Origin of the sequence: Sulfurospirillum sp. hDNRA2 (assembly GCF_024206095.2) — a bacterium.
Taxonomy (GTDB): domain Bacteria; phylum Campylobacterota; class Campylobacteria; order Campylobacterales; family Sulfurospirillaceae; genus Sulfurospirillum.
In genome coordinates this window covers 787055-798026 of record NZ_CP159800.1, presented here as the reverse complement: position 1 = coordinate 798026, position 10972 = coordinate 787055, and the positions used below count along the sequence as shown (strand labels likewise).

10 protein-coding genes are annotated in these 10972 nt (G+C 43.6%); 1 reads left to right on the top strand and 9 read right to left on the bottom strand.

All coding sequences use genetic code 11. The annotated features are described in order from the left end of the window. Positions 1 to 8: 8 nt before the first annotated feature. From NL930_RS04165 to yajC, 9 genes are read right to left on the bottom strand one after another with little or no spacing between them, the layout of a single operon-like run. Positions 9 to 398 carry a polymer-forming cytoskeletal protein gene (locus NL930_RS04165; RefSeq protein ID WP_039673119.1) on the bottom strand — a complete coding sequence of 130 codons (390 nt, stop codon included), beginning with the start codon at positions 396 to 398 and terminating at the stop codon, positions 9 to 11. Further along, positions 338 to 1237: a M23 family metallopeptidase gene (locus NL930_RS04160; protein ID WP_254375774.1), complete on the bottom strand. Its 900-nt coding sequence runs from the start codon at positions 1235 to 1237 to the stop codon at positions 338 to 340. The genes NL930_RS04165 and NL930_RS04160 overlap by 61 nt, the downstream gene beginning before the upstream one ends. Beyond that, positions 1234 to 2376 carry a folylpolyglutamate synthase/dihydrofolate synthase family protein gene (locus NL930_RS04155; protein ID WP_254375773.1) on the bottom strand — a complete coding sequence of 381 codons (1143 nt, stop codon included), beginning with the start codon at positions 2374 to 2376 and terminating at the stop codon, positions 1234 to 1236. Before NL930_RS04155 ends, NL930_RS04160 begins: the two co-directional genes overlap by 4 nt. Continuing rightward, the gene (locus NL930_RS04150) at positions 2377 to 3921 is read right to left on the bottom strand and encodes a GGDEF domain-containing protein (RefSeq protein WP_254375772.1); all 1545 of its coding nucleotides are present in this window, start codon (positions 3919 to 3921) and stop codon (positions 2377 to 2379) included. It abuts the gene before it with no gap. Further along, complete coding sequence (lptE, locus tag NL930_RS04145) at positions 3902 to 4420, bottom strand: LPS assembly lipoprotein LptE (RefSeq protein WP_254375771.1); 519 nt, start codon at positions 4418 to 4420, stop codon at positions 3902 to 3904. The genes NL930_RS04150 and lptE overlap by 20 nt, the downstream gene beginning before the upstream one ends. Before the next feature lies 1 nt (position 4421). Further along, positions 4422 to 6869 carry a leucine--tRNA ligase gene (gene leuS, locus NL930_RS04140; RefSeq protein WP_039673128.1) on the bottom strand — a complete coding sequence of 816 codons (2448 nt, stop codon included), beginning with the start codon at positions 6867 to 6869 and terminating at the stop codon, positions 4422 to 4424. 8 nt (positions 6870 to 6877) lie between these two features. Then, a complete protein-coding gene (gene secF, locus NL930_RS04135) occupies positions 6878 to 7849 on the bottom strand; it encodes a protein translocase subunit SecF (RefSeq protein WP_039673130.1) in 972 nt (323 codons plus the stop codon). Continuing rightward, positions 7849 to 9432, bottom strand: coding sequence for a protein translocase subunit SecD (gene secD, locus NL930_RS04130; protein ID WP_254375770.1), 1584 nt, complete (start codon positions 9430 to 9432; stop codon positions 7849 to 7851). Before secD ends, secF begins: the two co-directional genes overlap by 1 nt. Next, positions 9425 to 9700, bottom strand: coding sequence for a preprotein translocase subunit YajC (yajC, locus tag NL930_RS04125; protein WP_254375769.1), 276 nt, complete (start codon positions 9698 to 9700; stop codon positions 9425 to 9427). The genes secD and yajC overlap by 8 nt, the downstream gene beginning before the upstream one ends. On the opposite strand from yajC, the gene NL930_RS04120 reads away from it, so the two are divergent. Further along, positions 9670 to 10950 carry an apolipoprotein N-acyltransferase gene (locus NL930_RS04120; RefSeq protein WP_306808569.1) on the top strand — a complete coding sequence of 427 codons (1281 nt, stop codon included), beginning with the start codon at positions 9670 to 9672 and terminating at the stop codon, positions 10948 to 10950. The genes yajC and NL930_RS04120 overlap by 31 nt on opposite strands. Positions 10951 to 10972 lie beyond the last annotated feature (22 nt).

The following is a 10972-nucleotide window of genomic DNA, read 5'->3' as shown; positions in this document are numbered from 1 at the left end:
AAATTCCTTTATCCTTCATAGGAGAGTTTGGGTGCTTCTTCGCTTGCGGTTTTAATCTTACTCTCGCCTTCAAAAATAGCTTTCGCTTCAATAATCAGCTCTTTGGAAACCACTTTACCCAAAAGCTTTCCGCCTTCTAAGACTTCAACGTTGTCGCAATCGGCATTGCCCTCGAAAAGCCCGTTGATAATCAGCCGACTTGCACGAATTTCGCCGCTCACCTTTCCTTGTTTACCGATCGTCACGATACTTTCGGAAAGAATTTTACCGATAATTTCACCGTCGACATGTAAACGTGTTTCGCAATGAAAAATACCCTCGACTTTTGCGCCGCTTGCTACGATGGTTGTTTCGGAAGCGGGTACTGCGCATTGATTAGTTTTATCAAAGATTCCCATGTGACTCTCTTCTCCTTTTGAAAGATTTCCGTAAAATTAGACCCTTTCCAACGTAAAAAGGTTTCAGGGTCTAAAAGACGCCCTATAAACTTGATTTCATAATGCAAATGAGGACCTGTGGACATACCGCTGTTACCCGAATAGGCAATAATATCCCCTTTTTTCACGAACTGCCCCTCTTTGACGATCGGTTTGTTCATCAAATGAGCATAATAACTCTCAAACCCGTAATTATGGCTGAGAGAGACGACATTTCCGTAACCGCTGTTTTGATTGTACTGAATAAATTTAACGACGCCGTCCGCCGGTGCTAAGACAGGCGTTCCGACCGGCGCACGTAAATCGGTTCCCGCATGGAACTCTTTACGCTTCAAAATAGGATTTTCCCGCCATCCAAAACGCGAAGAAAATTCACTGTACGCCATCACGTCGCCGCTGGGGATATTGTCAAAAAAGGTTTTTTGCTGTAAAACGGTTACGTCGATCTCCTCAAGACGCGTATCAAGCGCTTCTTCATCGTTGGCTCTTAGCCCGATTAACTCTTCGACGTTGCTGATTTTATCGCGAATCGCTTCGTACTCTTTTGACTTTTCCGAAATTTCTTCTTGTAAAGACTCGTTTTGCGCTAATAAAATATTGCGTTCGTTAATCGCGCTCTCTTTTTTTGCTTCTAACGCAGACACCTCTTTCATGAGAAAAAGAATGACGAAACTGCCGACAAGAATCACTAAGGCGACAAAAAGCGTAAAATACAAAAGAAATTTTTTAATGACTTGGTGCAATAAAAAATGGCGCGAACCGTGAACGTCGGAGATCGTAACCGTAAATTTATCTTTCACTTTATCCCTTTTAAAAATGCCTCGGCAACACTGAAAGAGCCGAAAACGACATACTCTTTTTGAGGATCAATCGCTTGAAACGAGGAGATTTTCAAACCGTATTCTTTCGCCGTCTCGTACAAAAGTGCTTCATCCACCGCACGCGGACTTTGAATCGCAATCACGTAGATCTCTTCGATGATAGGAGCCAAGAGTTTTAAAATCGCCCTGTAATCTTTATCTTTATAGCAATTATAAATAAGCCCTACTTTTTTTCCATCAAAGCTTTGTGTTAACGCTAAAGCCGCCATTACGTTATGCCCGACGTCTAAAGTAACGTTGGGAAGGATTTTTTGATGGCGTCCTTGTAACATCGCCACGGAAAAACTTTCAAACGTTATATCATACCCAAGAAAGGTTAACGCGCAAAACGCCGTCTTAAAGTTATCGATTAAAAAGGGCGCGTTCGTATACGAAGAGATATACGCTTCTAACATGTCAGACGTTTTTGCGTCAAAATGAGGCTGAACCATCGTGACATGTAAGCTTTGAGCTTTTTGACGCGCTAAAACTTCGACGCTCGCTTCGTATTGTGCGGCTAAGACGAAATCGTTGGCGATGCTATTGAGTTTTGTCGTTGCAATCGCTTCGATCGTATCGCCTAAAAAATCTTGATGATCGTACCCGATAGGCGTTACAATCGAAAGTATTTTAGGAAAAACGTTGGTCGCGTCAAACTCACCGCCAAGCCCCGCCTCCAAAACAACGTAATCGCAAAAATCGCAAAAAATAGCCATGGCTAAAAGCGTCGTATACTCAAAATACGAAAGAGCCTGTGCCTCGTGTGCATCAAGCCATGAAAGCAGTTTTTGATGATACGCTTCTAAAATCGCATCTTGGACGTCGCCCCCGTCGATCCAGATTCGCTCGTTAAAACGAAGAATGTGCGGCGAAGTGTAATGTCCGACGTGAAAGCCGTTATGGCGCAACATCTGTGCTAAAAAGCGTCCCGTCGTTCCTTTACCGTTCGTACCGACGACGTGAACGATACGAGGAAGCTTAAAGTGCGATGCAATACGACGATACGTTCTTGGCATACGTTCATAGTCGATCTCGTCGTAAGAAAGCGGTTTAGGGTCTAAAAAAGAAAAAAGCGTCATTTACAAAATAGGCATCACTTGATTGCGCCCGTTTTCTTTGGCTTTATATAAAAGCGTATCGGCGGCGTTTAAGACTTCTTCTTTAGAGGCGTATTGCGAACGCTGTGCAACGCCGCAACTGATCGTAACGCTGATACGTTCGTTTTTGTATAAAAACTTAAACTGCTCGATGACGTTTCGAATTTTTTCCGCAAAATGAATTCCCTGTGCCAAATCGGTACTCGGTAAAATAACCAAAAACTCCTCGCCGCCGTAACGTCCCGCAAAATCGACCTGACGGATATACTTGCGTAAAATCTTACCAACCGTCGAAAGAATAACGTCGCCCGCTTCGTGTCCATAGTTGTCGTTTACGTTTTTAAAGTGATCGATGTCGATAAAACAGAGCGTATAATCGACTTTATAGCGCGCAAAAGCATCTTCGACGCGTTCGAGTTCGTTTGATAAGGCTCTACGCGTTGCAACGTGCGTAAGATAATCTTCTTTAACCTCTTGCTTAGCGACCAGTAACGCCGATTCAAGCTTCGTGATACGGCTTTGCAATTTGGTAATGGTCTCTTGATTGCTCATCATCTTTTCGCTTAAGGAACGCGTTTCGTTTTCCAAAGAAGAGGCAATATGCAAAAGTTTCGAATGTACGCTCTCAAAACCGTCTTGCGAAAAATCGATTTTTTGTAAATCGGCACGAATAATTTTGACTTGTTGATGGCTAAGATTGCTGCTTTGAATCAAATCAACGATTTTTTTATTGATTTCGTCTAAGATTTTATCCAACGCGGCAACTTTCTTTTTAACTTCTTCTTTATCGAGCGTAATGCGCTTAGAAATTAACTGCTTGATCTCTTGTTGAAACGCCGGCGTGCCTAACGCTTCGGGAGAAGCCCGAAGTTCGTGTCCGATATTGGCAAGTTCGTCGTTCATACCCGAAGCAATAGAGGGTGATAACGAAGCGACGATCAAAGGAACCAACCCTTTGTAAATTTCTAAACTGTCGTCTTTGTTTAACAAACGCAAGACGTCTCGAACCATCATCTCCAAATCGTCTTTGGCGATATGCCCGAATACATCGAGTTTTTTAAGGTAACTGTCGTCGTAGTTGGAGATAAAATCAAACCATTTTTCTTTGACTAACTCAATGGATTGGAGGTTTTGGTGAAAATCCAAACGCTCCAAAGAAGCGTTGGCAAGGTTCGTCGCTTTGGCATCATGCAACAAAGTAATTGCCTGCAAAACGCGTTTGGTCAACAACGCTAAAGCACTCACCATTTTAAGCGCATCACCTTCATTAGCGCGATTGAGCTTGGCGACGAGAAACGAGAGCAATTCGTCCACCGAGCCGATATTAAAGCGTTTCATATCGGCGATAATCGTCGCATCAAGCTTTTTGACGTACTTTTCGACTTTTTGGCAATCTTCAACGATAACGCCTTTTTGCTTCGCAACTTTGCAGAAAACTTTTGCGTAATTATCGGGCGTTAGACTAAGATGTTCGGCTTTAATGGATTCTAAAGACTCTTTAATGATTTCATTGATGGTGGTTGCCATTGCGTAGTCCTTTGATCGCAATTTTCGAAATAAACTCGTCCAAAGCTTCGCTTGACGCCGCTTTAATCGCCTCATAACGATTCGTATCGGAGATAATGCTGTTGGTTGCGATAAAAAAGTCGTATTCTCCCGAAGCGGTTAGTTTTTCCACTTTTTTATCTTTCGCCTCATACGTAAACGAAAGAACAACCGAAGTTTTATAGGCATTGACGTAACCGTATTTATCGTAAATCGTCGGTGAAAACGAGAGGCTATCGATACGTACTTTCAAGATCGTGTCCGCACGCTCTTTCGTAGAAATCTTCGCACCGAAGCGACTTACGATCGCTTCGTTTACCGCATCGTTAATTAAAACGCTATTTCTTGGGTCCTGCCTCGAAATACTCACTTCCGCATAAATCGTATCGCCTAAAGCCTCTTTTGCATAATACGAAGAGGGTTTATACCCGCATCCGCCGAGCCATAGGAGAACGACAAGTCCAAGAAAAAGTTGTTTCATACTACTTTACCACCAGATTGATCAATTTATTGGGAACGTAAATTTCTTTGAGAAGCGTCATGCCTTCCAGCCATTTTGCCGCACTCTCTTTGCCGCATTTTAAAGCTTCTTCTTGAGAAATACTCGTAGACACTTCGATTTCGGCGCGTTTTTTACCGTTAACCGTAACGGCCAAGATCATACTATCGCTGACAAAGACCTCTTCTTTTAATGCAATCGTCGTAAAATTCTTACATGTAAAAAGATTTTCGCTGAGTTCCCAACACGTATGCGGGATCACCGGTTCCAAAAGGTTGAGCAAGATAAAATAACCCTCCGTCCAAACATCCGAATCGTTTTGTTCACCAAGCGCGTTGAGAGCTTCCATGCATGCTGCGATTAAAGTATTGAACGTGTAACTTCCCTCAAAAACCTCATTGGATTTTTTAAGTGCTTCGTAGACTTTTTTACGCGCGTATTGCGATGCTTTGGAAAGAGTTGCATGATCGATGTTCGGCAAAGCCTTACATGTAAGAACGTTTTCGCTTTTTTGCACAAACCGTTTGATGAAGCGAAACGCCCCTTCCACCGCACTATCGTTCCACTCAAGCTCTTTTTGAGGCGGTGCGGCAAAAAGAATAAACAGACGTGCCGTATCCGCTCCGTAAGTCTTAATTATCGAATCGGGATCGACCGTATTGCCTTTGCTTTTGCTCATTTTCGAACCGTCTTTAAGCACCATGCCTTGGGTTAAAAGATTGGCAAACGGTTCATCGCAATTCACGTATCCCAAATCGCGAAGCACTTTGGTAAAAAAGCGCGAATACAACAGGTGTAAAATCGCATGTTCGATACCGCCGATGTATTGATCGACGTTCATCCAGTAATTAACGCTCTCTTTATCAAAAGGTACGTCGCTCCAAAACGCCGGATCGGACGTATAACGTAAAAAATACCAACTGGATTGAAAAAAGGTATCCATCGTATCGGTTTCGCGCGTTGCGTCGTGTCCGCATACGGGACACTTCGTGTGCTTCCACGTCGGGTGCTTGTCTAAAGGATTGCCCTCGCCCGAGATTTCGACGTCATCGGGAAGCGCAACCGGAAGATTTTCAAATTTTTCGGGAACGAGCCCGCATTTAGGACAATGCACCATCGGAATCGGCGCACCCCAATAACGCTGACGGCTAATGCCCCAATCGCGCAATTTATAATTAACGACTTTCGTACCGATGCCTTTTTCTTCAAAACGGGCGATAATGCGTTTTTGTGCGCTTTTGGAATCTAACCCGCTAAATTCTCCCGAATTCACAAGCGTGCCGTATTCACATGTCGCCGCACTTCCGTCAAAAGGCAAAGCAGTTTCAATGCTTTGAATAATCGGTAAATCGTATTTTTTGGCAAATTCGAAGTCGCGCTCGTCATGAGCGGGAACCGCCATAACCGCACCGCCGCCGTATTCGATCAAAACGAAGTTGGCAACCCAAACAGGAACGCTTTTCCCCGTTAAAGGATGAATCACGTCGATGCCTAAGCTAACACCCTCTTTTTCCGATTGGGCGCGTTCACGCGCACCCACGCGTTGCATCGCTTTAATCTGCGCCGTTTTTTCTTCACTTAAAAGCCGATGTTCGATCAGATAATTGACGATCGGATGTTCCGGTGCCAAGGCGGAATAACTCACCCCGTAAATCGTATCGGGGCGGGTCGTAAAAACATTATACGCTTCAAATTTTCCGTCCAATTTTGCCTTGGATTCGGGAGTTAAAGCAAACGTAAATTCCAAACCTTCGCTTCGACCGATCCAATTTTCCTGCATCGTTAAAACTTGGTTCGGCCAACCTGCGCGCAACTTCTCGCAATCATCCAATAATTCTTGTGCATATTGCGTAATTTTAAGGTAATAGCCCGGAAGCAAGCGTTGTTCGACCGGATTGTCGCAACGCCAACAACATCCCTCTTCGACTTGTTCATTGGCTAAAACGGTTTGACATGTATTGCACCAATTTAAAACGGCGTTTTTTTGATAGACCAAACCTTTATTAAACATTTCGATAAAAATACGCTGTTCATGCTTCGTGTACAAAGGATCGCTCGCGGCAAATTCACGTTTGGCGGAAAACGAAAGTCCCAAAGAAGAGAGTTCTTTACGCATATAGTCGATATTTTCGTACGTCCACTTTTTAGGGTGAACTTTGTGCTTGATTGCCGCGTTTTCGGCGGGCATTCCGAAACTGTCCCAGCCGATCGGGTGTAAAACGTTAAAACCGTTTTTACGATAATGTCTTGCAATCGCATCGCCGATCGTATAGTTGCGTACGTGCCCCATATGAATCCGACCGCTCGGATAGGGAAACATACTTAAAATGTATTTTTTCTTTTGTGCAAAATCGCTATGGGGTTCGAACGCATTCGTTGCATGCCAGCGATCTTGCCATTTTTTTTCAATTTCTAAAGGATTGTACTGCATCTTAATTCCTATACCGTGCCTTTTTCGTACTGTGAGCGCATTTTAGCTTTTTCCAGTCTGTTTTTCTCTTTAAGTGCCATTTTATTTTTGTAGTCTTCAACGCTAAAACCCAACACTTTCAAAAACGGTGCGGAGATAAAAATAGAACTGTAACTACCGATAATCAGACCCAACAACATGGTAAAACTAAATCCGTGAATAATCTCGCCGCCGAAAAGATACAAGGTAAAAACCACAAAGAAGACGGTTAATACCGTTAAAATCGTTCGCGAAAGGGTTTTGGAAACGGAGGTATTAATAACGTGCATCAAATCCATATCTTTGGTACTTTTGAGCTCTTCACGAATACGGTCGTAAATAATAATCGTATCGTTAATCGAATAACCGATCAAGGTCAAAATTGCTGCCAAGACATCCAAACTCATCTCTATATCAAAGAGAATCAAAGCCCCTACGGTAATACAAACATCGTGCAACAACGTAATAATCGAAGCCACCGCAAACGTCCACTCAAAACGAAACGCAACGTAGACCATAATGCCAAGCATACTTAAAACGGCTGCCATAATACCTTTTTGGCGAAGTTCCCCACCCACTTTTGGTCCTACGATATCGACTTTACGTACATCGAATTTTCCCGTTTCTTTTAAAAGCGTTCGTACGATATCGCCTACGTCTTGCGTGACACCTTCCGTCGTCGTCGCAAAACGTATTTGGACCTCTTCGGGAGAACCGAACTCAGTAATTAAAGCACCTGAGAACATTTTGTCTTTCGCGAGTAACTGACGTATATCGTGAATCGGTGCCGGTTGTTCGTATTTAAGCTGAACGATCGTTCCGCCGGAGAAATCGATTCCGTAACTCATCCCTTTGCTAAAAAAAAGAATGGCGGAGAAGAGTGCTAAAGAAAGCGTCGTTACAATAAAAAAACGACTTACTTTCATAAAATCGTATACTTTATGCTGTGAGAAAAACTCCATTAATGACTCCTCTTCATACCAAACCACATGTGAATGTTTTTACTTTTTTCGATACGCGGCATAAAAAAGTCATAAATACCGTGTGTTCCCAAAATTGCCGTTAACATCGATACGCTAATACCGATTGCCGTACTAATCGCAAATCCTTTAATCGGCCCCGTACCGTATACGTACAGTAGCACCGAGGTAATAATCGACGTAAGGTTGCTGTCCAAGATAGCACTCATGGCATTTTCGTAGCCGTGTTCGATCGCTTGTTTCATCGAGACGCCTTGGCGTAAGAGTTCGCGAATCCGCTCATTGATGATAACGTTGGCGTCGACCGCCATACCGATGGTCAAGACGATACCCGCCATACCCGGCAAGGTCAACGTCGCTCCAAAAAGCGCCATAATCGAAATCAGCAAAAAGAGATTAACGATCAATGCCATATTGGCGATAACACCCGCTAATCGATAATAAAAGAGCATAAAGCCGGAGACTAAAAGGAAGCCTGAAATTAACGCTAGTAAACTGGCTTGAATACTATCCGCTCCTAAAGAAGGACCGACGCTTCGTTTTTCAAGCAAAGTTACCGGAGCCAAAAGCGCTCCGCTACGAAGCGCAATTGCTACGTCGTGTGCTTCTTTGACGCTAAAGCCGCCGCTAATCTGTCCGCTACCGCCGCCGATACGTTCGCGAATATTGGGTGCAGAATAGACTTTATTGTCCAAAACGATCGCCAAGCGATTGCCGACGTTACCGGCCGTAAAATCGCCGAAAATTTTAGCGCCTTCGGAGTTGAGGGTAAAATTGATGACGGGTTGTTGCATTTGGTCAAAACCGACTTTCGCATCGGTCAACATACTGCCGTCTAAGATGGGAATCTCTTTCAAGATATAGCGAATATGATCACTCTTCGCATCGCTTAAAATGATGTCGCCGTACTGCTCCGCTTCGGTCGGACTCATCGTCGCGGAACGATCTTGTTTTTTCTCGTCGACCGCCATCAATTGAAGATGGGCGGCTTTGGCGATTAACTCGCGCGCACGTTGTTCGTCTTCGGCATTTTTAACGCCCGGAAGTTCGACCAAAATTTTATCGCTTCCTTGTTTGGCGACGTTAGGCTCTGCCAAACCGAATTGATCCAAACGATTACGAATCGTCTCGACGGCTTGGGAAAGCGCGTACTCTTTGATCAAATCTTTTTCTTTATCGCTCAACGTAAGCGTATATCTTAACGCCTCTTTATTGACTTGCAAACCGCTAATCGTTTTGAGCATCTCGTCGATTTTTTTCTCTTCGTCTTTATCGAGAAGGCTAAACGAAATCGTCTCTTCGATCGCGCGTAAATCGTCGATAATAATATCGCTGCTTTGCGCAAAAAATTTGACGCTTGAAGCAATCGATTTGACTTTGGACTTAATCGCTTCGTCGGTTTTAACGCCTAAAACCATATGCAGACCGCCTTGAAGGTCGAGTCCTAACGAGACTTTCGCACCTTTTTGCGTTTGTAGAAACGTCGGCATGGACATTCCCACGCCGAAAATAATAGCTATTAAAAAAATAACTAAACGATAGTTAAATTTTCCGGTGTTATTCATCGATTTTCTTTGAAATAAAGTCTCTGGAAACCTTTACGATCACCCCTTCATCATTAAGCTTAACTTTGATAGAATCTTCCTCAGGTTTCACGACTTCGCATATTAAACCGCCGTTAGTAATAATTTTATCGCCTTTTTTCAGTGCATCGAGCATCTCTTTATGCTTCTTCACTTGTTTTTGTTGTGGACGAATCACAAGAAAATAAAAAATCGCGAAAAGCACGACGAGTGGAAGTAATGAAGAAAGTAAACTTGCAGAACCTTGCATGGAAATCCTTTATGAAAAAAATTGTAATGTCCTATTTTACACGCATTTATCTAATAAAAGCCTTTCTTATCGCTTCATGCCTCTCCGCCTTCATCTATTTCGCCTATGCAAACCTTACAATCCCCATGATAAATTCCCTGCTTGCGGGCATCGGATTCTACCTTTTGTTGGGCGAAAATCGTATCGTCTATTTTTGGAGCGGTTTTTTCATCGGTATTTTATGGTTTTATTGGATTAGCTTTAGCTTTGTCTACTACGATTTGGCGTTTCTTATTCCTTTTATTATCCTAAGCGTCGCGTTGGCGTACGCGTTTCTTTTTTGGCTAATCGCGCGCATCAGCACTTTTCCCATCGTCCAAAGCGCGCTTCTCGTCGCTACGATTTTTATCGCGCCGTTTGAGTTTAATTGGTTCAAACTCGATCTCTTGTTCCTCGACAGTTATATGAAGCCGACGTGGTGGGCTCTTTGGCTTTTTCTTGTGGCGATTTCCCTGTTGAAAATGCCCACAAAAGCCTTCAAACTCATTGCGATCATTCTGTTTCTTGCGTCCTTGAACTACCCTCTAGAATCCTTACATGTAAGCATTCCGCCGCTCAAAGCGACACTGCCTACGACGAACGTTCCTCAGTCACAACGTTGGGATAGAGCGTATCAAGAAGCCGCATTGAACGAAAATTTTCGGCTGATCGAAACGGCGATTCAAAACGGCGACGAGCTGATCGTTTTGCCTGAGAGTGCCTTTCCGATGTATTTGAATCGTGCCTTACCCGTGATCGAAAAGCTCAAATCTTACTCCCGACAAATCGCCATCGTTGCGGGGGCACTAACGTACGAAGAGAACGTCGGTTATTACAATTCGTCGTATTTTTTCGCCGACGGCACGATGCAAATCGCCCATAAAATTATTTTAGTGCCTTTCGGCGAAGAGGTTCCCTTACCCGAACGGATCGTCAAAATCGTCAACCGACTCTTTTTCGACGGCGCGCAAGATTATCAAAAAGCAAAAACGCCGCAAGATTTCGTCATTCATGGAACGACCTTTAGAAGTGCTATTTGTTTTGAAGCTACCAGAGACGAACTGTTTGAAGGACATCCGCGTTATATGATCGCCATAAGCAACAATGCGTGGTTTGAACCTTCCATCGAACAAACCTTGCAACACCTGTTACTTCGTTATTATGCGGCAAAATACCAAACGGTGATTTATCATGCCGCTAACGGCGGTATCAGCGGTATTATCTTACCGTAAAGACGCCGCAGCGTCTTTACAT